The 22,072-nt window shown below is 62.9% G+C and carries 18 protein-coding genes; 9 read left to right on the top strand and 9 right to left on the bottom strand.

What is annotated here, in order from left to right; all coding sequences use genetic code 11:
• Window positions 1–125: 125 nt before the first annotated feature.
• Complete coding sequence (locus tag AC07UX_RS19920; protein ID WP_495193717.1) at window positions 126–752, top strand: response regulator transcription factor; 627 nt, start codon at window positions 126–128, stop codon at window positions 750–752.
• A 22-nt stretch (window positions 753–774) separates the two neighbouring features.
• Here AC07UX_RS19920 and AC07UX_RS19915 read toward each other — a convergent pair whose 3' ends face one another.
• A complete protein-coding gene (locus tag AC07UX_RS19915) occupies window positions 775–4,062 on the bottom strand; it encodes a PAS-domain containing protein (protein WP_495193716.1) in 3,288 nt (1,095 codons plus the stop codon).
• 222 nt (window positions 4,063–4,284) lie between these two features.
• Here AC07UX_RS19915 and AC07UX_RS19910 point away from each other — a divergent pair, with 222 nt between their 5' ends.
• On the top strand, window positions 4,285–5,262 hold the full coding sequence (locus tag AC07UX_RS19910) for a hypothetical protein (protein WP_495193715.1): 978 nt from the start codon (window positions 4,285–4,287) through the stop codon (window positions 5,260–5,262).
• Between the two features lie 701 nt (window positions 5,263–5,963).
• On the opposite strand, the gene AC07UX_RS19905 is transcribed toward AC07UX_RS19910, so the two are convergent.
• From AC07UX_RS19905 to AC07UX_RS19880, 6 genes are all read right to left on the bottom strand, one after another.
• The gene (locus tag AC07UX_RS19905) at window positions 5,964–7,151 is read right to left on the bottom strand and encodes a replication initiator protein A (RefSeq protein ID WP_495193768.1); all 1,188 of its coding nucleotides are present in this window, start codon (window positions 7,149–7,151) and stop codon (window positions 5,964–5,966) included.
• Window positions 7,152–7,317: 166 nt separating this feature from the next.
• Window positions 7,318–8,334, bottom strand: coding sequence for a ParB/RepB/Spo0J family partition protein (locus AC07UX_RS19900; protein ID WP_495193714.1), 1,017 nt, complete (start codon window positions 8,332–8,334; stop codon window positions 7,318–7,320).
• The gene (locus AC07UX_RS19895) at window positions 8,331–9,524 is read right to left on the bottom strand and encodes an AAA family ATPase (RefSeq protein WP_495193713.1); all 1,194 of its coding nucleotides are present in this window, start codon (window positions 9,522–9,524) and stop codon (window positions 8,331–8,333) included. The genes AC07UX_RS19900 and AC07UX_RS19895 overlap by 4 nt, the downstream gene beginning before the upstream one ends.
• A 412-nt stretch (window positions 9,525–9,936) precedes the next feature.
• The gene (locus AC07UX_RS19890) at window positions 9,937–11,331 is read right to left on the bottom strand and encodes a carboxylesterase/lipase family protein (RefSeq protein ID WP_495193712.1); all 1,395 of its coding nucleotides are present in this window, start codon (window positions 11,329–11,331) and stop codon (window positions 9,937–9,939) included.
• Between the two features lie 31 nt (window positions 11,332–11,362).
• Window positions 11,363–12,409 (bottom strand): oxidoreductase, encoded by a 1,047-nt coding sequence (locus AC07UX_RS19885; RefSeq protein ID WP_495193711.1) that lies wholly within the window; start codon window positions 12,407–12,409, stop codon window positions 11,363–11,365.
• Window positions 12,406–13,128: an arylesterase gene (locus tag AC07UX_RS19880; RefSeq protein WP_495193710.1), complete on the bottom strand. Its 723-nt coding sequence runs from the start codon at window positions 13,126–13,128 to the stop codon at window positions 12,406–12,408. Before AC07UX_RS19880 ends, AC07UX_RS19885 begins: the two co-directional genes overlap by 4 nt.
• On the opposite strand from AC07UX_RS19880, the gene AC07UX_RS19875 reads away from it, so the two are divergent.
• Both AC07UX_RS19875 and AC07UX_RS19870 read left to right on the top strand, forming a co-directional pair.
• On the top strand, window positions 13,127–13,828 hold the full coding sequence (locus AC07UX_RS19875; RefSeq protein WP_495193709.1) for an ABC transporter ATP-binding protein: 702 nt from the start codon (window positions 13,127–13,129) through the stop codon (window positions 13,826–13,828). The two genes, AC07UX_RS19880 and AC07UX_RS19875, sit on opposite strands and share 2 nt — an antisense overlap.
• Window positions 13,825–16,347 carry an ABC transporter permease gene (locus AC07UX_RS19870; RefSeq protein WP_495193708.1) on the top strand — a complete coding sequence of 841 codons (2,523 nt, stop codon included), beginning with the start codon at window positions 13,825–13,827 and terminating at the stop codon, window positions 16,345–16,347. Before AC07UX_RS19875 ends, AC07UX_RS19870 begins: the two co-directional genes overlap by 4 nt.
• Before the next feature lie 179 nt (window positions 16,348–16,526).
• Here the strand turns inward: AC07UX_RS19870 and AC07UX_RS19865 are convergent, their stop codons facing one another.
• Window positions 16,527–16,952 carry a hypothetical protein gene (locus AC07UX_RS19865; protein WP_495193707.1) on the bottom strand — a complete coding sequence of 142 codons (426 nt, stop codon included), beginning with the start codon at window positions 16,950–16,952 and terminating at the stop codon, window positions 16,527–16,529.
• Between the two features lie 6 nt (window positions 16,953–16,958).
• Window positions 16,959–17,333 carry a copper homeostasis periplasmic binding protein CopC gene (gene copC, locus AC07UX_RS19860; RefSeq protein ID WP_495193706.1) on the bottom strand — a complete coding sequence of 125 codons (375 nt, stop codon included), beginning with the start codon at window positions 17,331–17,333 and terminating at the stop codon, window positions 16,959–16,961.
• 154 nt (window positions 17,334–17,487) lie between these two features.
• On the opposite strand from copC, the gene AC07UX_RS19855 reads away from it, so the two are divergent.
• The 5 genes from AC07UX_RS19855 to AC07UX_RS19835 are packed head-to-tail and all read left to right on the top strand — an operon-like array spanning window position 17,488 to window position 21,465.
• Window positions 17,488–17,748: a hypothetical protein gene (locus tag AC07UX_RS19855; RefSeq protein WP_495193705.1), complete on the top strand. Its 261-nt coding sequence runs from the start codon at window positions 17,488–17,490 to the stop codon at window positions 17,746–17,748.
• On the top strand, window positions 17,745–18,182 hold the full coding sequence (locus AC07UX_RS19850) for a periplasmic heavy metal sensor (protein WP_495193704.1): 438 nt from the start codon (window positions 17,745–17,747) through the stop codon (window positions 18,180–18,182). The genes AC07UX_RS19855 and AC07UX_RS19850 overlap by 4 nt, the downstream gene beginning before the upstream one ends.
• Window positions 18,179–18,736, top strand: a complete 558-nt coding sequence (locus tag AC07UX_RS19845) for an RNA polymerase sigma factor (RefSeq protein ID WP_495193703.1) — start codon at window positions 18,179–18,181, stop codon at window positions 18,734–18,736. The genes AC07UX_RS19850 and AC07UX_RS19845 overlap by 4 nt, the downstream gene beginning before the upstream one ends.
• A 24-nt stretch (window positions 18,737–18,760) precedes the next feature.
• A complete protein-coding gene (locus AC07UX_RS19840; protein WP_495193702.1) occupies window positions 18,761–20,494 on the top strand; it encodes a copper resistance system multicopper oxidase in 1,734 nt (577 codons plus the stop codon).
• Window positions 20,494–21,465 (top strand): copper resistance protein B, encoded by a 972-nt coding sequence (locus tag AC07UX_RS19835; RefSeq protein ID WP_495193701.1) that lies wholly within the window; start codon window positions 20,494–20,496, stop codon window positions 21,463–21,465. The genes AC07UX_RS19840 and AC07UX_RS19835 overlap by 1 nt, the downstream gene beginning before the upstream one ends.
• The last annotated feature ends 607 nt before the right edge of the window (window positions 21,466–22,072 follow it).

Below are 22,072 nucleotides of genomic sequence, written 5' to 3'. Positions count from 1 at the left end.
CAGCAACGGAAAATAACCATAAAGGACTTGCCCCCCATCAGGGCGAGTCCCTATCCCGGATCGATGACAGATCGGCCGGACCAACATCGGAGAGGGACGCGACGCTGACGACGACGCCGGCAACATTGGGCACCATCTTGGTGGCGGACGATCATCCGCTGTTTCGTCAGGCACTGGTCATGGCGGTGGAGGCGGTCGCGCCGCAGGCGCGTGTCGCAGAAGCCTCGACCCTCGATCGCGCCGTGGAGATCGCCAACGCGACCAGCGACCTGCTCCTCATCCTGCTGGACCTGAAAATGCCCGGATCGGCGGGCTTTTCCGGCGTCGCCCTGCTCCACGCCGAGCGCCCCTCCGTCCCCATCCTCGTCATCTCCAGTGCGGAGGCGCAAGTCGCCTCCCCCGAAGCCCGCCGTTATGGCGCGGTCGGGTTCATCGGCAAGGATCAGGATCTGGCCGTTATCGAGGAAGCGATCGCCGCGGCGCTGGATGGCCATGGTCCCGCCCCTGCCCTCGCCCCCGCCGGCGACATCGACGATATGGCACATAAGGTCGCCTCGCTCACCCCTACCCAGCTTCGCGTCCTGCTGGGCGTGCTGGACGGACAGCTCAACAAGCAGATCGCTTATGAAATGAGCGTGGCGGAATCGACCATTAAATCGCATATGACAACCATATTGGCCAAGCTGGGCGTGCAGAACCGCACCCAGGCGGCTTTGGCGGCCCGCGCGCTAGGTTTGGGTGCAGATCGATAATTATCCAATATGGTTATATTTACTAGGGTAATTTCGATTTATTTCCCAAATTGGCAATCCAATGATCCAGCACGCCGCCGCCCAAGGGCTTCGCCAATATGGTGATACCCCGTTGTCGTGCCCGTTCCAGCATCAATGCACCGCGTTCCGCCGTCACCAATGCCACAGGCAGGCACGGCCAGCGCGCGTGCAGAGCTTCGATCAGGTCTATGCCGTCCCGCGCAGCCCCCAGCTCAAAATCAACCAGCGCTCCGTCGAACGGCCCCTCAGCCGCCATCGCGTCTGCCTCGCCTGCCGCCACGACGCAGCCATTGCCCATCGCTTCCAGCACCGCCAGCATCGCCGCGCGGTTGGCGCCGTCATCATCGACCACCAGCAGCCGTAGCCCTGATGCAGCCTGTCCAACGGCATCCGGCCGCACGCCATGCTGCGGATCGGCCCCAACGCAAGGCAGGCTGATGGCAAAGCAACTCCCTCTCCCCTGCTGCGACCATACCTCCACCCTTGCGCCGATCAGCGCGGCGGAGCGCTCCACGATGGCCAGTCCCAGGCCGATGCCATTCTCGCTCCCCTGCCCCAGCCGTTCGAATTCGCGGAAGATGATGTCCAGCTTGTCGGGCGCGATGCCGATACCACTGTCGCGCACTTCGATCCGCAGTTCCTGCCCCCGTCGCCGCGCCGCGACGATGATCCCGCCGCGTTCGGTATAGCGGATCGCATTGGACAGAAAATTCTGGATGATCGACCGCAACAGGGAACGATCCGTCTCCACCCATCCGTCCCCTGCCCCGACGCGCAGCGACAGGCCCTTCTCCGCCGCCAGCGGCGCCAGGCTCTCGGTCAGGTCGATCAGCATCGCCCGCACGGCAAAACGGGTCCGCTGCGGCGTCACGCCGCCGGCGTCCAGCCGCGATATGTCGAGCAGCGCGCCGAGCAGATCATTGGCCCCCTCGATCGAGCGGTCCAGCCGCGCCAGCATGGCCCGTTCCGGCTCGTCCAGCCGCCTGCGCAGCGCGGACGAGAAGAGCATGGCCGCATGGAGCGGTTGCAACAGATCATGGCTGGCCGCCGCCAGAAAGCGCGTCTTGTCGGCCATTGCCGACGCCAGCTTCGCATTGACCCGCGACAATTCCGCCGTGCGTTCCGCCACGGCCTGCTCCAGGTCGCGCCGGGCCGTTTCGGTGGCGGCCCGCGCCTGCGCCTCGATAGTGATGTCCGTAAAGCTCATCACATAGCCGCCATCGGGCATCGCCCCGCCCACCGTCTTGATGACACGTCCATCGGGCCTATAGCGTTCGAAACTATGCGGCTTGCGGCTACGCATATGACTGAGGCGCCGTGCGACATGGTCGTCCACCTCACCGGGCCCGCAATCGCCACGCTCGGCATTGAAGCGGATCAGGTCGGCGATAGGCACGCCCACACGGACCAAGCCGGGCGGATAACGAAACAGGTCGAGATAGCGACTATTCCAGGCGATCAACCGCAAATCGCGGTCGATCACGCTGACGCCGACGTCGATATTTTCCAGCGTCGCTGCCAGCAGCCCTTGCGAAAAATGGAGCGATTGCCCCGACGCATCCAGCACCTGGGCCACTTCTGCAAAACCCATGCCCTGCCCGGAAATGGCCGACGCCATGATCGCGCGGGCGGAGGAAGCGCCCACCACGCTGCCGATCATCCGCTCCGCCGTGCGGGCGCTACCCTGGTCGATCGGGCGATCCGACCGCTCATCCGAGCCAAATGCTTCCGCCGCCGCATCGACGCCGACGAAGCGGGTGACGAGATCGCCCAGCGCCGCCATCGTGCCGACCGGTGCGATACCGCGCTGCCGCACGAGCGCTGCGGTACCGACGGTCCGAGCGGACACCAGCAGGGTCGCCAGCAAATTAGCGCCAAGGCTGGCGATCGTGCCGAGCGTGACCACATTGCCACCCGTCCAGCGATGGATCCAGTCCGGCAATAGATCCACCGACGGCAGAAACAGCGCCAGCATCCAGATGGCAAAGCCTGTCAAAAGCCCGGCCCCGCCCGCCACCGGATCATTATGTGGCCGATAGACCGCGCAGATCAGTGCCGGTGCGCATTGGGCAATGGCAACAAAGGCGATCAACCCGACCGAGGCCAACCCGGTCGTCAGCGGCGTTGCCATCGCATAGAGGGCGGCGGCCGAGATCAGGCTGATAATGGCGACGCGGCGCACCCACAACAGCCTTTCCCCCATATGTCCGCCCGCATCGGAGCGGCGCAGCAATATTGGCGCGAACAGATCGTTGGAGATCATGCTGGAGATGGCGACGATTTCCGTCACCACCATTGCCATCGCGGCCGACAGGCCGCCGAAGAAGACCAGTAGCGCCAGCGCGTTGAAGCCGAAATGTTGCGGCAGGCTGAGCACGAACAGATCCGGTGCCGCCCCCTCCCCCAGAAAAGCCAGCCCCGCTGCCGCGATCGGCGGTACCGCCAGCACAGTCACGAGGAGATAGGCGATGAAGCCCCAGCGCGCGTGCGTGATATCGTCCGGCCCGCGCGCTTCCATGACGCTGACGAAGAAATGGCGAGGCAAACAAAGGATGGTCAGCATCGACAAGAGCGTCGTGACCAGGAAATCGCTGTCCAGTCGCGCCGGTGCGAAACTGCTACGGAACAGGGATAGCCCCTCTCCAGCTTGTGCCGTCGGCATGGTCCAGAGCAGCCAGATGGCCAGCCCCGCCACAGGCAGCAGCGCCAGCAATTTTAGCACGGATTCCGTCGCCACCGCGAACAGGATCGCTTCATTCTGGCCCGCTACCTGATAGCGGCGTGCGCCGAACAGGATGGCGAACAGGGCCAGCGCCGCAGAAGCGCCGATCAAGGGTGTCGTGCTTTCGGGCGTGTGTGACACCAATGCGAAGCTGAAGGCGACCGACCGCAATTGCAGCGCGACATAGGGAATGGTGCCGAACAGCAGGATGATCGTCACCAGCGCGGCGATCATTCTACTCTTGCCGAAACGGGAGGCGATGAAGTCGGATATGGACGTCGCGCCATCGATATGCACCTCGACATGCAGCCGGCGCAGGAAAGGCCCACCCAACGCCATCAACAGCGCGGGTCCAAGATAGATGGGCAGATAATCCCATCCCCCTGTCGCGGCGCTGCCCACCGCGCCGAAATAGGTCCAGCTGGTGCAATAGACGGCCAGCGCCAGCCCATAGGCGTGGACGCGCCAGCGCGACCCGCCAAGGCGGGCGCGATAGCGATGGACTAACGCCGCGCCGCCAAACAGCAGGCCAGCATAGAGGATGGACAGGAGGATCGTGGCGGACATGGCACAAGGCATAAGCGCCTGCGCCGCCCGCGCCAATCGGTCCGAAAGATGGAAGGATTGGCGCGGGCGAACAATCTTTGTAAAAGCGAACTATCTTAAACGGCGTCATCGTTTAATGATGAGCCGTATATTATTGTAATAGCGTTATATTTTATAGAGATTGAATTGATGCTTTTTGGGGATGAATCGTCGGAAACAGAGCGTGCTATCGGTGATAACACGTTGCTGACCGACTATGCAGACGCCCAGTCCATGCTGACGCGGATTGAGGAGCGGCAGCGGTTCAGCCCGATCCGTCGTCCCTGGAAGATACGACGCTTCATCGCCGAACGCCAGGCCCTTGCGTGGATCGACGCGACGATGATCGACGCGGATGCCTTCACGATCGATGGGCGCGGCAGCATAAACGGGGCAGATTTCGACCTGACTCATTGGCGCAGAGCGGTCGGTGCGCCGGTGACGCTGGACATGTTGAAGACGGACAGCGCCGGTCTGCTCGATTGGCTTGGCGTGGAGGATGGCGGTATTCCCGTTGCACCCTGGGTCACCCCTTCATTGCCGTTGGCCGATATCCGTCTGAGAGTGGACGCATGGCAAAAAGCCGTCTCCGCCCTGCCCCCCGCCCCGCCCCTGATACAGGGCGCACATCTGGCCCATTCCTGGCGAACAAGCACACCGATCGGCCGTGGTGACGCCGTGGCGAGTTTCCTGATCGGCGACCGCTTCGGGCCCGGCCGATCGGACACCTCTTTCGGCGGTCTGGTCGCACTCGGCTTCCAGCTGGGCGGTGCTCCATGGAAGATGGCCACATCGATTCAATTCGAACGGCTCTGGCTGAAGGCCATCATATCGGGCGCCCGCCACCATCTCGAACAGGAACAACGGCTGCGCAGCTATGGCGACCGTGCCGCTGCACAGATCGCCAATCGCCGGCGCCCCGGTCGATTGAAGGACGTCGTGATGTTGGCAATGGCACATCCGTATATTAGCAGCCGGCTCGTCGCGCACCGACTTGGCATTACCTCGGCCGGCGCCATCAAGTTGCTCACTATCGCGACCGAGGCAGGATTGTTGCTGGAGCGGTCTGGTCAGGCCAGCTACCGCAATTATAGCATTCCCATCGCGAGCCTACCTGCCGCCTCTAGTCCTCCTGACCCGCTCGTTGATCCTTCGGAAGGTGATTTTTGGTCGGACATGTGAAAATGCTGACCCCGCCAGAAGCGCGCTGAACGCCATTTCAGGCCCCAGCCAACCAATTACATGCTCGACGCCGAAAGGCGCTCACAGAGGCTTAGAGGCACCCTGGAGCAAATTTCCGCTTTTGTTCTATTGCGCCATTTTGTGGAGCGGGCATCATCAGCGCAGTGCCCCGTCAGAATGCGATCGAAGCCCGCGATCGTCATGGGCAGCGCACAGATCCGCTCTGGCGCAGAGGGATCGGGTGCTAGTGCGCTGCCGCAATCTCGCCTGCCACCAATAGGGGCATTTAGCCTCCGCCAGCGAGCGCGGGGCTGCGCGCCGCCCAGTCATGCGCTTTGTGACCGAACAATTTCGAAAACACGTTGGGCGCCAAATTTTCTGCCCAAAGCAAACTGTGCCGCGCAGGGCTGATTGCTTAACAGCCGCAAAAGCGGGATTGCCCAGCGTGAAGGAGAGGGGAGGGTGGTTACAACCCTTCCGTCTCGTAAAAGCATCGTGTTTTCAGAATCGGCTATTACCGACTGCTACCAAGTCTATTAGTGCTGATCGCGGGCGAGAAAATAGCGGTCGCGCAAATATGGGCAGGCCGTTTTTGCTGGATTATGCGCCATATCTCATCGGCGCGACGCAGCCGGCGCATAGCCGGGAAAGTTCATCGACCACGCAAATCGCATGATTCTAAAAACACGCTGGAACGAGGTTCAGGGCCGCAGCTTGAATTTGTTGCGACGATGATGCTCCTTCACGAAGCCATAAAAGCGCTTGGAATAGTTGCGGGGCAATTCATGCGGGTTGGCGCCAAGGAAAGCATCAAAGCGGCGCATCAGTTCGTCATAATCCCAGCCAGGGAAATCGCTTCGGATCGCCTCCAGAATGTCAGCGTCCAATATGTCGCGCGCGCGCCCATTTGTCGAAGGCGCATGGCGGGCTTTGCCTTTGTCGGCACCCGAGCTGCGCAAGCCGCCCGCAGCTTGTGCGATAAGGCCCATCGTATGACGTGGATCGACTAGTGCGTCCTCGCCATTATCTGACATGGTCGACGTGAGGGGCAGGGGAGCGGACCGTGCAGATCGCACGCGCTCGACCATATGTCGGCGCATTACCATCCGCATCTTGGGTTTCGTGCTGTCGGGGTTGATGACCTCCAGACTGATGTCCGGCAGCTCGTTTATCTTGGCCAGGTCGAGCAGCTTCCGCTTGAACACCGGATAGCTGCTTTCGCTTCCACTTTTCTGGTGCAGCGTCTCAAAACCGATCACGAAACCTTCCGGACCATTGCCGCCAGCATGCTTGCGGGACGCCCGATAGAGCCATTTGCCCAGCCCGCTCGTAATTTCGAAATAGAGCGGCGAAATAGCCAACACATTGCGTTTGTCCATCACTCCGTCGAAGAACCATTTGGAAAGGGTAATTTCCATACCGAGCGACCGTTGCGTTCGCTCATCGACCAGATGGGTGTAGCTGTCGATCCAGGAAAAGGTCGTTTCGCGGCTCTTCGCGCTGGCACGGATATTGGTCTTGATCGTTGTCGCCTGCAATCGGTCGAGAGCACTCACCAGCCGCTCATAGGCGCGCCCGCTGGTGCCCCAGCAGATCCGCTTCAACAGATCTCCAGGCTGTAACCGGATGACGGGGGAGAGGTCGTTCAGGCCGCGTTCGCGCAGCTCGTTGAGGTGCGAGGCCAGATAGATCATGATGTCCGCGTCCCAGATGGTCGCCATGCCATAGGTGGGATTGGGCGAGACATGGACCGTGACGGACCTGTCGGGACTGACATATTCGATAGGCTTTATACGCTTGCGCTTCGACAGGCTGAAGAAGGGCCGCTGCATCGTTTCCTGATAATCACGCAAGGAGATATCGCTGAAATCGGGCAGGGTGAAGAACATTTCGAACTGGACCTTGCGCTCCTTGAGCGCCGTCTTAAGTTCGCCTTCATTCCCCACCACGCATCATCCCGTTTGCCGTCCCCCTGGGGGGAAAAGTGAAATAACAACCTGAAATATAAGGATTATTCCTCTATTTTCAGCTTTTCATTTCCATAAGGTCCCACGGTCATCGCCGCTTGGCGGTGCGAATGCGCGCCGCATCGATCACGGGCCGCAACGCTTCCAATATTGCGTCGGTCGACAGGTCCGACGGAGTCAGGGTCAGCGTCAGGATCTTCTGCTGATCCTTCACGACCTCGCCGATCGGCTTGCCGTTGCTGCCAGCGATCGCGGCCTTCTGCACACGTCCCTTCGCGGTCATCGCCTTGAGCAGGCGGCTCATCACTTCAGCGCCCGCGATCGGCTGCTCGTCCCCCGAACGCCGGAAACTCTGTTCCGATGCAATCTGGTCCGCGGCAGCCTCCAGCTTGGTCCGGCTCGCGGCATCGCGCAGCAGCGGCAGCAGCTTCTCGCCATATTTCGCTTGCAGATCCATCGGCGAGTGAAAGGCGCTGATCAGGAAGGGCGGGATATCGGTCAGCGCGATGTAGCGAGCGAGCTGCGATTTGGAGATCTTCAACCGCTCGGCCATGCGCAGTTGCACGCCGCCATAGAAGCGATCGACCGCTGCCTTGTAATTGAGGCCGCGCTCCAGATCGGAAATATCCTCACGCTCGCGATTTTCGATATCGGCAAGACGGAAGGCGGCCTCGTCGTCCAGATCCTCGATGATCGCGATCAGATCGATATCGGGATAATGGTTGCCGTTGAGCCAACTGATCGCCCAGTGCCGCCGCGTTCCCGTCACGAGCTCATAGGGCAGGGGGCCGTTGGGGGTGCGGCGCACGACGGCAGGAATGCGGTTGCCGCCTTCAGCCAGGATCGAATCGATCAGACTGCGCAAACGCGGTTCGTCGAGCAGCGAATAATCGCGCGCATTGCCCGGCCAGATCGAACATTCCGCCGGCTTCAACCGGATGGTCGGCCGCTTCACGATCCGCGCGGCCTCGCCAAAGGCCTCCAGGCGCTTGTTGGTGAAATTGACCCGACCCGGCGCCGTCTCGCCCGGTGCCACATCGGGTACGGCTACCGGTTCGGACGGGACGGATGCCAGGGCTTCGCTGATAAGCGACCGCCGGCTCATGCCGCGACACTCACGCTGGCGTCAGCGCCGGTCAGGCTGGTCGATGCCCATTGCTGCCGGATCTGCTGTTCGACCTCGCCGAACACGGCGTCCAGATTGTCGCGGCACCGCATATAGGTCTGGTGCGACGCGGAAGGCTTCGATTCATAGATGGACCGGAAGGCCTGCGTCGCATTCTTGATCTCTTCGGATGCCAGGATCGGCTGACCCAGCAGCAGGCCGGCATAGGTCGCCTGCATGATGCGCCACATGTCATTTTCACCCGGCTTGCTGGGCGAGAAGGTGGAGCAGACGACGCGAATGAAGCCGTAATTGACCGGCGTGCCATTTTGTTCGAGGATTTCGATATTGTCGGCGATCGTGTCCATGAAATGGATGGTCGACAGATAATCGAGCTGGCGCGCGGGCACCGGGATGAGCAGGCCGGTCGCGGCTGCCATCACATTGAGGCCGAGGAAGCCCATGGCTGGCGGTGGGTCGAGCAGGATGACATCGAAATCCTTGGCCACGCTGGATATGCCGATGCGCAGCGCCTGAAGACTTTCTCGCACGGCCTGTCCGCCTTCGCGCAACGTGGAGGTCAGATCCCATTCCGCATCCTGCAACCCCAGGCTGGACGGTACGATCTTGATCGTGGGCCAGGGGGTGTCGCGGATCGTCTGGGCAAAATCGCTGAAAGTGCTGCGCGGCGACAGAAACGTGCCCAGCGTATGATCGTCGTCGATCAACGTTTCGGGTTGAATATCGAACATGGTCGTCGTCGATGCCTGCGGATCGCAATCGATCACCAGCACGCTATAGCCATGTAGGGCAAGATAGTCGGCCAGATGTTTGGTGATGGTGCTTTTGCCCACGCCGCCCTTGAAATTCTGGACCGCCAGCACGACGGCATCTTCATCGGGCTGCTTGCCGACATGGATGCCCAGCGCCTCGCGAATCTGGGTCAAATCTTCCAGCGTGTAGTAACGGCGACCGTTGGGCTGCTGCTTGGGCTGGGGCAGGCGGCCCTTCGATTCTGCCTTGGCCAATGCTTCGGGCGTGCGGCCGATCAGCTCGGCGGCGACGGTCGGACCAAAGGTCATGTCGAGCATCTTGCGCGTGTCCGGGCGGAAGACGATCGTCTTGATATGATCGCGCATTTGCTGGCACGCCGTGGTGACGTTACGCAGCGTGTTGACGGTAAACGACATGGCGCCCCTCATTGCCGAATCATGGCGGTAAAATGGTTAGCGTTTAATGCGCCTAATCCACCGGATAAGTCAAACCGGATGCAATGATCGGTTGGAGTCGCCTTCTTGCCATGCTGCTGTGCAACAAAGCACAACCGCCTGACAGCCCGCTGAGGAAATGGATAGGCGCCAGCTGGAAGCCGCTCAACCTCTAACCAGCCCGCAAATTATCGGGCAAACACGCATTAGAGATTTTTATGAGGAGATTATACGGATTACCGTCACAGCTGGCCGCCGATCAATGGCGGAAAACTGGCGATTCGCGATGATCGCAATGAAACTGATCACACGTTCGATCCGACATGATGACACGTTGCGATGATTCCGAAAATACGTCGGATATGTGCTGATAACACGTTGTTTTTTCGGCCGATCAAGGGTCCGGCATGACGGCTGCACCGCCCTGCGCGCCGATGTCGAGCAGGCGCGATTCCTGCGGAACATAAGGCTGCCAGTCGGGCAAGCCCGCGCCGTTTGGATCGCCATTTTTCACGAAATTCACCAGATAGCCGCTGGCCAGCCGCCCGATCGCATGATCGGCGGGCGTCGTCGCGTGCCGATATTTGATCCCGACGGTGTCGAAGAAATAGGGAATTTCGCTGGCATGGCCTGCACCTATTGTCTCGGCGGTGCGCAGCGATTGCGCGACATAGGAGAAGCGATAATAATAAGTGGGCACGCCCTGGTTTGCGAATGTTTGCGCCATGGATCGGGCGCCGGTCACCATCGCGCCGGCCGGACCGCCAATATCGTTACTGGTCGCGCCGATCAACACGGGCACCCGCGCAAATTTTCCGGCCTGATAGGCGGCAAGCGCGTCGACCGCGATCCGTCCGTCGGCCACCGGGCTGCTATAGGTGCGCGGTCCGGGCGCGGACAAGGTGGCGAGGTTCAGCCCGTCAACCATCCTATCGGCCGGCAGCGCGCGCAATCGGACCAGCGCATCGGGCGCGTCGGGCGGGACCCCTTTCTTCTCGGCAAAGGCGGCCCCCACTTTTTCTGCCGCCGCGACCGTCGCTTCGTCCATCAGGCGCGGGCCGCCCGATTGGATCACCGCCTTTTGGAACAGCCCCTGTGCCGCAGGGGACGTCAGCATCGCATGGACCGACATGCCGCCTGCGCTTTCGCCCACGATCGTGACATTGGCCGGATCGCCGCCGAAGGCTGCAATATTCGATTGCACCCAGCGCAACGCCGCGATCTGGTCCATATAGCCGTAATTGGCGAGCAGCCCCTTGTCGGCGTCGGCCTTCGTCAATGCAGGATGCGCGAAGGTGCCGAACCGTCCCAGCCGATAGTTGAAGCTGACCACCATGATCCCTTGCCGGGCCAGCGCCGCGCCGGCGTAGGTGGGTGGCGAGGATCCGCCATTGACGAAACCGCCGCCATAGATCCACAGCATCACTGGCAATTTGGCCTTGGCCCGTGCGGGTTTCCACACATTCATATAGAGGCAGTCTTCGGATGGTGGCGTGCCGAGCGGCGCGGCGTCGCTGGGGAAGGGCAATTGCATGCAATCATGCCCATAGCGGCTGGCATCGCGCACGCCCTGCCAATGCGCCACGGGCTGAGGCGCGCGCCAGCGCAGATCGCCCACCGGCGGCGCGGCAAAGGGGATGCCCCGAAAGGCGATGACGCCATCCTCTCTTACCCCGCGCAGCGCGCCGTCCGCTATCGTCACCACTGGCGCCGCGGGATCGGGCCGGGCCTCTGCAACCGGTGCGGTAAAGACCGTGGCGATCAGCATGGTAGGCAAGGTCAAGCGCATCTCTCATCCTTCATTCTTTTACGAGGCGTGTTCAGGGCAGGGGGATTGCCACGACACGCTCTTCCTGCGCCGACAGCAGCGCCGCTTCGACAATCTCCTGCACCGCCAGCGCCTCTTCAAGCGGAATCGGCAGCGCGCTGCCCTTCATCAGGGCCGTGCCCAGCCGGGTATAATAAAGCTGCTGGCATCCCGCTGTTGCCGGGCGCCGCATAATGCCTCCGGCACCGTCATGAATTTCCAGCGGATCGGGATCGATGCCCCAGCCAGGCTCACCCGGTCGCAGGCCCGCAATCAGTTGCGCCTCCTGCGGATCGAGGCACCGCTTGATGAGCGATCCCCCGCTGCCATGCACGGCAAAGCGCGGGCTCCCGCCACGCTCGCCGCCCGGCGCGTTCAGGCTGGCATGCAACACCGCGCGCATGCCTGGATAGCGCAGCACGACATGGGCCCAATCGGCCGCCGCCGATCCGGGGCGCAGCGCGGCAATGTCCGCGCTCACCGCCAGCGGCCGACCGAACAGCGCCAGCGCCTGATCGACCAGATGCGGACCCAGGTCGAACCAAACGCCCGATCCTGGCGATCCATCCTCACGCCAGCGGTCGCGGACTTCCGGACGGAAGCGATCGAAATGGGATTCGAAATGCGTCACCCGGCCGATCACGCATTCCGCTATCGCAGCCCGGATGCTCAGGAAGTCGCTGTCGAACCGTCGATTGTGGAAGACCGTCAGCTGCCTGCCATGGGTTTGCGCCAGTCTCGCCAGACCCCGAGCCTCCGCCAGCGACAGGGCAAATGGCTTGTCCACGACCACATGCTTGCCCGCGCGCAAGCCATCGGCGGCCAGCGCGGCATGGGTCGCACTCGGCGTGGCAACGACTACCAGATCGACGTCCGGATCGGACAGAAGGGCAGAGGCTTCCATGCAGGCGATCGCCGGGTCGAGCGCGGCCACCTCATCGGCACGGCTGGTCGCGATCGCCACCAGATCCAGCGTCGGCGCAGCACGGATCAGCGGCGCATGAAACACGCGGCCGGCCATGCCATAGCCGATCAGGCCGACCCTGATCCGTGCCGTCATGGCTTGAGCGCGTCGGCCACGACCGGCGCCAGCTTGCCGACGATCACCTTTACGCCCTGTTCATTGGGGTGGATGCCGTCGGGCAGTTGCAGCGTCCGCTGCCCAATCACGCCGTCCAGCATGAAAGGATAAAGCGCGGCTTTATATTTACGCGCCAATTCGGGAAAAATGGGGTTGAAGGCGGCGGCATAGTCCGGCCCCATATTGGGCGATGCCAGCATGCCTGTCAGCAGCACCGGGATGCCCCGTTTCTGCAACTGCGCCAATATCACGTCCAGATTACGGCGCGTCTCGGCCGGGGAAAGGCCGCGCAGCATGTCGTTGCCGCCCAGCCCCACCAGCATCAAATCGGGCGTGCGCGGCAGGCCGTCGAGCGTGAAGGCGAGCCGCGCCAGCCCCGCCGCGGTGGTATCGCCCGACACCCCGGCATTGACGACCCGCGCCTTCACCCCGCGCGCGACCAGCGCCTTTTCCAGCACCGGCGCCAGCCCCTTTTCCTGGTCCAGATTATAGCCGGCATAAAGGCTGTCGCCAAAGGCGACCACCAGCCGTTCGTCAGCCGCCGGAACCGCCGGCTGCATCCGATTCATCGCCTGTACGTCATTGCCTGACGGTGGCGGAGAGGGTGTTTTATCCGAACAGGCCACCGTCAGTTGGACAAATAGTGCCAACGCCCCATATTGCATCCACTTGTGGCCCAAGGAGCGCTCCTTCTTCATGCATTTGCCCATCGATCCCACCTCTATCGCGATCCGCGCGCAGGATGTCACCCTTTCGCTTGGAACGCGCGAAGCGCCGGTGGCGATCCTCAAGGGCGTGGATCTTACCATCCTGCGCGGGGAAAGCATCGCCATCCTCGGCGCGTCGGGATCGGGCAAAAGCTCGCTGATGGCCGTGCTGTCGGGCTTGGAACAGGCAAGCAGCGGAAGCGCGAGCGTGGGGGGCGTCGATTTCGGCGCGCTGGATGAGGACGCATTGGCGCAGGCCCGCCGTGGCCGCATCGGCATCATCCTGCAAAGCTTCCATCTTCTCCCCACCATGACCGCGCATGAAAATGTGGCCGTGCCGCTGGAGCTGGCCGGCCATGCCGACGCCTTCGACCGGGCGGCGGCGGAATTGCGCGCCGTAGGCCTTGGCCACCGGCTCGACCATTATCCAGCCCAGCTTTCGGGCGGCGAGCAGCAGCGCGTCGCCATCGCGCGTGCCGTCGCGCCGCGCCCGACATTGCTCTTCGCCGACGAACCTACCGGCAATCTGGACGTGACCACTGGCGCCACCATCATGGACCTGCTGTTCGAACGGCAGTCGGCGGCGGGCGCGACCCTTGTCATCATCACCCATGATCCCGTGTTGGCGCAGCGTTGCGGCCGGATCGTGGAAATGCGCGACGGCAACATCATATCGGACAGCGCGGCGTGAACGCACTGAACTGGCGCGCCAGCTGGCGCATAGCGCGACGCGACCTGCATCTGGGCTTTCGCGGCCTGCGGCTTCTTTTCCTCTGCCTGTTCCTGGGCGTGGCGACATTGGCCGCGATCGGCAGCCTGACCGCTGCCATCACGCAGGAATTGAGCGATCGTGGCCGCAATCTGCTGGGCGGCGACATCGAAATCGCCATGACCCAACGCGAGGCGCGGCTGGGCGACAAGGAGGCCTTTCGCCAACTTGGCACGCTCAGCGAAACCATCCGCCTGCGCGCAATGGCGCAGCGCGTGGGGCAGGGCGGCAAAGATGCGCCGCCGGCGATCCTCACCGAATTGAAGGGGGTGGATGCCGTCTATCCCCTTTATGGCAGGCTTACTCTGCGCAGCGGCGCCTATCGCCCATCTGGTCCCGATCATATGCTGATCGGCGAAGCGTTGGCGGAGCGGCTGGAGGTCCGGCCTGGCGACCGGCTGCGCTATGGCACTGCTGAATTCACCATCGGTGGCATCATCGCCGACGAGCCGGACAGGCTGGGGGAAGGCTTCACCCTTGGCCCGGTGGCGATCGTATCCATAGATGGACTGCGTCGAACAGGCCTGGTTCAGCCGGGCAGCCTTTATACCGCCAAATATCGCATCCGCCTTAAACCCGGTTTCGACGCCGCGATCGTTCGCAACGACATGGAAAAGGCACATGCCAGCGATGGCTGGACCTTCAAGGACAAGGATCGCGCGGCGCCGGGCGCCAATCGCTTCATCGAACGCATGGGGCAATTTCTCTCGCTGATCGGCCTTGCCGCCCTCGTCATCGCCGGTATCGGGGTCAGCAATGGCGTCGCCTCCTATCTGGCCGGCAAGCGCGGCGGCATTGCCACGCTCAAAGTGCTGGGCGCGACCTCCGCCGATATCGGTCGCATCTATCGGATGCAGGTCGGCGCGGTCGCGCTGCTTGGCATCGCTGCCGGGCTTGGTGTCGGCGCGCTGCTGCCGCCTTTGATTGTTGCGCTGGCGGGCGATGTGCTGCCGGTCAGCCCCGGATTTCGGCTCCATCCCCTGCCGCTGGTCACCAGCGCCGCCTACGGCCTGCTCATCGCCTTCCTCTTCACCTTTCCGCCGCTCGGTCGCGCCCGCACCCAGCCCGCCGCCGCCATATTTCGTGGCGCTGTGGACAGGCGCAGCGGCATGGACCGGCACAGCCTGATCGCCATGGGTGGGGCAGGGGGGCTGCTGGTCGCGCTGGCATTGCTGACCGCGCGCGAACCGCTTTTTTCCGCAGCGGTACTTGGCGCGACGGCGGCGGTTCTCCTGCTGCTGCTCGGCCTGGGCTGGGCGGTGCGCCGTCTCGCCCAACTCGCGCCGCGCCCGCGCCGTCCGTTGCTGCGCCTCGCTCTGGCCAACCTCCACCGCCCCGGCGCACAGACGGCCGCGCTGATCGTCGCGCTGGGCCTGGCGCTCACCTTGTTCGTGACGCTTGCCGGCATCCAGACCAGCCTCGATCGCGAAATCCGCAACGCCGTGCCGGAAAAGGCGCCCAACCAGTTCGTCCTCGACATCCCGTCGGCGCAGGTCGATCGCTTCCGCGCCATCGCCCGCCAACAGGCGCCCGAAGCGCAACTCAACATCGTGCCGTCCCTGCGCGGCACGATCGTCGCCTATGGTGCCCAGCGCGTCGCGGACCTGAAGGAATTGCCGGAAGGCGCCTGGTTCCTGCGTGGCGAACGCGGCGTCACCTACAGCCAAGCCTTGCCGCAAGGCAGCGACCTGACCGCCGGGCAATGGTGGCCGCGCGCCTATGCCGGCCCGCCGCTCGTCTCACTGGACGAGGAAGCGGCGAAGATCATGGGCATCGGCATCGGCGATACGCTGACCGTCAGCATCCTCGGTCGGGAAATCACCGCGCGCATCGCCTCCCTGCGAAAGGTCAACTGGGACACGATGGGCTTCAACTATATCCTCGTCTTCTCCCCCAACACATTGGCCGCCGCGCCGCACAGCATGACCGCGACCATCACCATGGATGCCCGCTACGATGCGGCCATGACCCGCGCGTTGCTCGCCGCCTTTCCCGGCGTGTCGGTCATCGGCGTGGGCGATGTGATCGATCAGGTCGGCACCATCATGACGCAGATGTCGCGCGCCATCGTCGCTGCCGCCTCGGTGGCGATCCTGGCGGGCATCGCTGTGCTGGTCGGCGCCATCGCTGCGTCACGCGCGGCGCGCAGCTATGACAGCGTGATATTGAAGACGCTGGGCGCAACCCGCTGGCAGATATTGGCTGCCCAGGCGATCGAATATGGCCTGCTCGCGTCCATGCTGGCGCTGGTCGCACTGGCGCTGGGGCTGACGGCGGCCTGGTTCGTGATCGTTCGGATCTTCGAATTCAGCTGGTCGCCCGACTGGTGGGTGGTGCTGGCGACATTGGGCGGCGGCGCCCTGCTGACGCTGGGTATCGGCCTTGCCGGCGCGATCCCGCTGATGTCGATCCGGCCGGCCCGCGCGCTGCGGCAGTTGTAACGGCTGCCGCCGCCCCGAACGGCACCGATCGCGGCATATCCTGCCGCTCGCCGACGGGCCGATCAGCGCCGGCCTCATCCTCCTGCCGCAGGGCGGCTGCTCCGTTTCCGCCTTGCCCGGTGAAGAATTTATCATCGCAGAGTCGGGCGCGGTCCGCATCGAACAAGCGGGCAAGGGCTTCACCTTGAATGAAGGTGAAAGCCTGCTGCTCCGCGGTGGCGCGCCGCTCGAATCATCAGGTGCGCCGCTTGCCGAACTGCTGTTCGGCCCGACCCCGCAATGCCGCAACCATGGCGATTAGCGGCCGCGACTGCCGAAGGGATCAGTGCGACCCGAAGGCCCTGCGGCAGGAAAAGGCAGGCCAGCGCCAGCTGCAGCGCGCCGCCCCGTACGGCCAGCACGACGCCGATCGGCGTGCCGGTCATGGCCGCAGTGCTGGCCAGCAACCACAGCGAGGACAGGGCCATGCCGCCCAGCGCCAATATGGCCAGCACGCTTTTGCGCCCCGCCATGCCCATGGCCCACCAGAACAGCGGCAGGCCCATCAGCAGGGCAAGGTCAATCACCAGCGCAAAGCGTGCGCCGATCAGTGCCCCATCGGTCATCGGATCTTACTTCACCTTGAAGCTGTAGCCGCCCTCCATCTTATGCTGGTCGGCGCCGACGATATGCCATTTCAGGTCGTAGCTGCCGGCGGGCAGGGCGCGGGGGAAGGTCAGGGTCATGGTCTTGCCGTCGACGTTGGTCTTGAACCCCTTGATCGGCATCGCCGGATGATCGGCCATGCCCGGCATGCCGGTCATCACCAGCTCCGCGCCGCTCATCGGGGCCAGAAAGGTTTCGGAAAAGGTCAAGGTGAGCTTGGTTGGCTTGGCGACGGTCGTGTTGGCGGCCGGGGTGGACGACACCAGCTTGCTGTGAGCGCTCGCAACGCCGGGCAGGGCCAGCGCAAGGGCGGCAGCGGCGGTCAGGACATAAGGGGTCATGGGATGGTCTCCATCGGGGTGGCCAGACAGGGTGGTTAGGGGTGATACGCATGGACTTGCCGCACCCCTCGACCCATGCGCATAATTTTTCGACCTTTTAAATGAGGGATAGCCGGCGCTCGCGCGTATGCGTGGGGAAGGATGGAGATATAGGATGAGCGATCTGGATCAGTTGCTAGGCGCGATGCGGGCGATGCCGACCGATGCGCGCCTGGCGGACATGGACGCGGCGGTGATGGGCGGCCTTGCCCGGCGGCGCGAACGGGCGATGGCCCGGCGCAGCCTGGTGCTGGCCGGCCTGCTGGCGATCGGCATCGGCTGGGCTGGCAGCATCGTGCCCGGTGCGCCCGCACAAGCGGCGCCCGTGCCGATCGGCATGTCCGACTATGCGCCATCCCGCCTGCTCGGCCAATGAACGGCCGGCGTTATATATTCGTCGCGTTGGTGGCCTTCGCGGCGGCGCTTGGCGCGGTGCTGGTCGCCCGCATCTGGCTGGCGCCGGCACCTCGCGTCGAAAATGAAGTCCACGCCCTGCTCCATCAGCGATTGACGCTCGACGCCGCGCAGGAACAGCGCATCCACGCGCTGGAGGCGGCCTTTGCCAAACGGCGCGAGGCGCTGGAAGCGGCAATGCGCGCCGACAATGAACGGCTCGCCGCCGCGATCGAGGCCGAACATGGCTATGGTCCCAAGGTGGCCGAAGCCGTCGATCGCTCGCATCATGTGATGGGGCAGCTGCAAAAGGAAACGCTCCAGCATATCTTCGCGATGCGCGGCGTATTGCGCCCCGATCAGGCGGCGCAGTTCGATGCCGCGATCGTCAAGGCACTGACCCAGCCGGCCCGGTGACGACCGCCGATCCCGAAGATCGCGCCTTGGCCGCCCGCGCATTGGCCGGGGATCAGGCCGCCTATGGCGTGTTGATGCGGCGCCATCGCGACGCGGTGTTCCGGCTGGCGCGCGGGGCCATCGGTGACCCTGACGAAGCGCTCGACATCACGCAGGAAAGCTTCGTCGCCGCCTTTGCCGCGCTCGCCCGCTATGACGGATCGCGTCCGTTTCGCGTCTGGATCGCGCGCATCACGCTCAATAAATGTCGCGATTGGGGTCGCCGCCGCGCCGTCCGCCGCTTCTTCGCCTTTGCAAAGCCGATCGACGACGCGCTCGGCATTGCGGACACGAACGCCACGCCGGAGGAGGCGGCTCGGTCCGTGCAGGAGGTCGCCCGCATCAACGCCGCCATCGCCACGCTGCCGGCCAATCTGAAGGATGTGCTGCTGCTCCGCACGATCGAGCAGATGAGCCAGGCCGAAGCCGCGCAGGTGCTGGGCATCACGGAGAAGGCGGTCGAAACCCGCCTCTATCGCGCCCGCGCAAAACTCACGGAAACTTTGAGGGATTGACGCTGCGCTCGCGTATGAAGGGGCATGACCGACCTGTCCCTTGACCGCCGGACCCTTTTCAAAGGCGCTGCCGCGCTGTCTCTGGCCCGCGCCTTCCCGGCCTGGGCGCGCAGCGGCACCGCAGGCCTCCACCCCGCGCCGGGCGTCCTGTCGGGCGATCGCATTGCGCTCACCGTGGGGGAGGGGCATTTTGGCACCGGCAGACGATCGGCCCATGCCATCACCATCAACGGCACCGTCCCTGCGCCGCTCATCCGCCTGAAGGAAGGGCAGCGGGTCCAGCTTGCCGTCACCAACATGCTGAAGGAAGACACCTCGATCCACTGGCACGGCCTGATCGTCCCCTTCCAGATGGACGGCGTGCCCGGCGTCAGTTTCCCCGGCATCCGGCCGGGCGAAACCTTCACCTATGATTTCCCGATCCGCCAATCGGGCACCTATTGGTATCACAGCCATTCGGGCATGCAGGAGGCGATGGGTCATTATGGCCCGATCGTGATCGACCCATCCGGTGCGGACCCTATTGCCTGTGACCGTGAGCATGTGCTGGTCCTGTCAGACTGGAGCCCTATTCATCCGCATGAGCAGATGCGCCGCCTTAAAATGATGAGCGGCTACTTCAACCGGCAGCGACAAACACTTTCGGGGCTGCTGGCAGGGAAGGATCAGTCGCTGGCAGACCGGCTCGCCTGGGCGAAGATGCGCATGGATGCGACCGACATCTCGGATGTGACCGGATCGACCTACAGCTTCCTCGTCAATGGCCACGGCAATGTCGAGAACTGGACAGGCCTCTTCGCGCCAGGCGAGAAAGTGCGGCTGCGCGTCATCAACGCCTCGTCTATGACCAACTTCAACTTCCGGATCCCGGGCTTGCCGCTCACCTTGGTGGCTGCCGACGGCAATCTCGTTCAGCCTATCGAGATCGACGAATTGCAGATCGCGATTGCCGAGACGTACGACTTTATCGTCGAGCCAGGTTCGGCGGAGAGTTACGGCGTAATCGCCGAGGCTATCGACCGGTCCGGTCTCGTCCGCGCGACGTTGGCGCAGCGGTCGGGGCTCATTGGTGAAACGCCTGCACTGCGCGACAGACCCGTCCTTACCATGCGTGACATGGGTATGGATATGAATGGCATGGACATGGGCGAGGGGGGGGTGATCGACCTCAGCAAGCCGGCAAATAGTTCGATGAGTGGTCATTCGATGTCGATGCGCGATCCTGCGGTCGCGCCGGGCGTAAAGATGGGCCCGGGCGTCGCCACGCTTTCCCCGATGCCGGTAGACCGGCTTGCTGATCGTCCAACAGGGCTGGAAAACGTTGATCACCGGGTGCTCACCTATGCGGACTTGCGTTCGCGCGATCCCAATCCCGATCCGCGCGCGCCCAGCCGCCAGATCGACGTACATCTGACCGCGAATATGGAGAGGTATCTCTGGTCCATGGACGGCGAGACCATGTCGGAGAATCCGAAGCCGATCCCCTTTCGCCTGGGGGAGCGCGTGCGCATCAATCTCATCAACGATACCATGATGCCGCATCCGATCCACATCCATGGACACTTTTTCGAACTGGTCAGCGGCAAGCCCGGCAATCGCGCGCGCAAGCATACTGTCAACGTGCTGCCGGGTGGCAAGGCCTCGTTCGATCTTACCGCCGACGCTGAAGGTGACTGGGCTTTTCACTGCCACATGCTCCTGCACATGCACGCCGGAATGATGCGTGTCGTGACGGTTCGCAAAGGCGAGGAAGCCTGATGGCTCGCCTCTTTCCGATCCTCACCTCGCTGCTATTGGTTGGCTCGCCGCTTTCTGTACAGGCCCAGGAAAGTACTGCGGCCCCGCTACAGGCCGATGAACATGCCGGGATGACAGATGGCTCCATAGATCATTCTAAGGTGGACATCGAAAGTGTGGATATGGATGGGCAGGACATGCAGGGAATGGATCATTCCGATCACGCCATGCCCGTGAGGACAGTCTCCGACGAACCCGGCAACGCCCCGCCGCCACCGATACCGACCGACTTTCCTGCCGCACGCTTCTTCGCGCCTGATCTTATGGCGGCCTCGCGCGCGGCAATGCGCAAGGAGATGACATTCAGGACTTTCGCGCTTCAGGTGGACCAGCTGGAATTTCGCGCCGGCAAGGGCAGTGATGGTTTCGGCTGGGACGGGCAGGCATGGTACGGCGGCGATATCGATCGGATTGTGCTGGCTAGCGAGGGCGAAGGCACTTTTGGCGAGAGAGCTGAACGCATAGAAATCAATGCTTTCTGGCGCCACGCTCTTGATCCTTGGTTCAATATGCAGCTGGGCGTGCGCCAGGACTTTCGACCCGATCCACAGCGCAGTTACGCGCTGATCGGTATCGAAGGGCTGGCGCCTTACTGGTTCGAGCTGCAAGGTCAGTTGTTCGTATCAAATAAAGGGGACGTCCACGCGCGTGGCAAAGCAGGCTATACGCAGCGCATAACCCAGTCCCTGGTGCTTGAACCCGAAGTCGAGTTGGATTTTGCGTTTCAGGACGTGCCAGCATTGAAGGTCGGGACGGGTTTTGAGCGTGTCGAAATGGGTGTTAGGCTTCGCTACGAGCGGAACCGATCTCTTGCCCCGTACATCGGATTAAACTGGGAGCGGAAGCTGGGCAGAACCGCTCTGAGTGCGCGGACTGCGGGCGAGGGCGTTTCTGGAGTTTCAGCGGTTATTGGCTTGCGAGCAATGTTCTAATCGCGATCTTGGTTCTGTTCGCTCATATCGAGCGCTTTTTTTTCCAATGAATTAATAAAGCACATACGATGCAATTCACGAAGCCCGGCGCCTGTCCGTTGGTGCCAGACCGACCCTCGAACGTGCAGAAATAGTAGGTCGTTTAAACCCATCATCTCAATCGTCGATAGTATCGTGGGTTCAAATCCCACCCTCTCCGCCACTAACCTCTCCCGCAGGGGTCTTCATAAGTCCATCGATATCGATTTTTCTCCCTGACTACTGACACTTAGCTCACCAGCCTGGTTGAAGTCGTCCACGCGCATCCGCACCGGTTTGCGGCAGACGTGGTACGATTTGTGGTCTCGGCGGTCGACAAACGTGGTGCTTTTGGAGACGACCGATGCTCAGTGACGCCAAAGTCCGTGCGGCAAAGCCGTGCCCCAAATCCTACGATCTGACAGATACCAACCGTCTACTTCTGTTCGTCACCCGAGTGCCGGAAAAATATGGCGATGGAAATTCACTTACGACGGCAAGCAAAAGACGATGGCTTTTGAGCCTGGCCACGGGTTACGCTTGCCGATGCGCGTGCCAGGCGGGACGAAGCTTCCGTTCATCTGGCTGA

Source organism: Sphingobium sp. GW821-FHT02B05 (assembly GCF_059421905.1).
Note: the sequence above shows the minus strand (reverse complement) of the source record. Positions and strands in the feature narration are given on the sequence as shown.

Excerpts from the sequence above, each read along its gene's own strand:
- AC07UX_RS19915 (WP_495193716.1), bottom strand. The coding sequence starts at position 4,062 with ATGTCCGCCACGATCCTCCTGTCCATCCTCTATGCTGGCCTGCTGTTT.
- AC07UX_RS19905 (WP_495193768.1), bottom strand. The coding sequence starts at position 7,151 with ATGTTCTTCACCCTGCCCGATTTCAGCGATATCTCCTTGCGTGATTAT.
- AC07UX_RS19900 (WP_495193714.1), bottom strand. The coding sequence starts at position 8,334 with ATGAGCCGGCGGTCGCTTATCAGCGAAGCCCTGGCATCCGTCCCGTCC.
- AC07UX_RS19895 (WP_495193713.1), bottom strand. The coding sequence starts at position 9,524 with ATGTCGTTTACCGTCAACACGCTGCGTAACGTCACCACGGCGTGCCAG.
- AC07UX_RS19890 (WP_495193712.1), bottom strand. The coding sequence starts at position 11,331 with ATGCGCTTGACCTTGCCTACCATGCTGATCGCCACGGTCTTTACCGCA.
- AC07UX_RS19885 (WP_495193711.1), bottom strand. The coding sequence starts at position 12,409 with ATGACGGCACGGATCAGGGTCGGCCTGATCGGCTATGGCATGGCCGGC.
- AC07UX_RS19875 (WP_495193709.1), top strand. The coding sequence starts at position 13,127 with ATGCATTTGCCCATCGATCCCACCTCTATCGCGATCCGCGCGCAGGAT.
- AC07UX_RS19880 (WP_495193710.1), bottom strand. The coding sequence starts at position 13,128 with ATGAAGAAGGAGCGCTCCTTGGGCCACAAGTGGATGCAATATGGGGCG.
- AC07UX_RS19865 (WP_495193707.1), bottom strand. The coding sequence starts at position 16,952 with ATGACCGATGGGGCACTGATCGGCGCACGCTTTGCGCTGGTGATTGAC.
- copC (WP_495193706.1), bottom strand. The coding sequence starts at position 17,333 with ATGACCCCTTATGTCCTGACCGCCGCTGCCGCCCTTGCGCTGGCCCTG.
- AC07UX_RS19855 (WP_495193705.1), top strand. The coding sequence starts at position 17,488 with ATGAGCGATCTGGATCAGTTGCTAGGCGCGATGCGGGCGATGCCGACC.
- AC07UX_RS19850 (WP_495193704.1), top strand. The coding sequence starts at position 17,745 with ATGAACGGCCGGCGTTATATATTCGTCGCGTTGGTGGCCTTCGCGGCG.
- AC07UX_RS19840 (WP_495193702.1), top strand. The coding sequence starts at position 18,761 with ATGACCGACCTGTCCCTTGACCGCCGGACCCTTTTCAAAGGCGCTGCC.
- AC07UX_RS19835 (WP_495193701.1), top strand. The coding sequence starts at position 20,494 with ATGGCTCGCCTCTTTCCGATCCTCACCTCGCTGCTATTGGTTGGCTCG.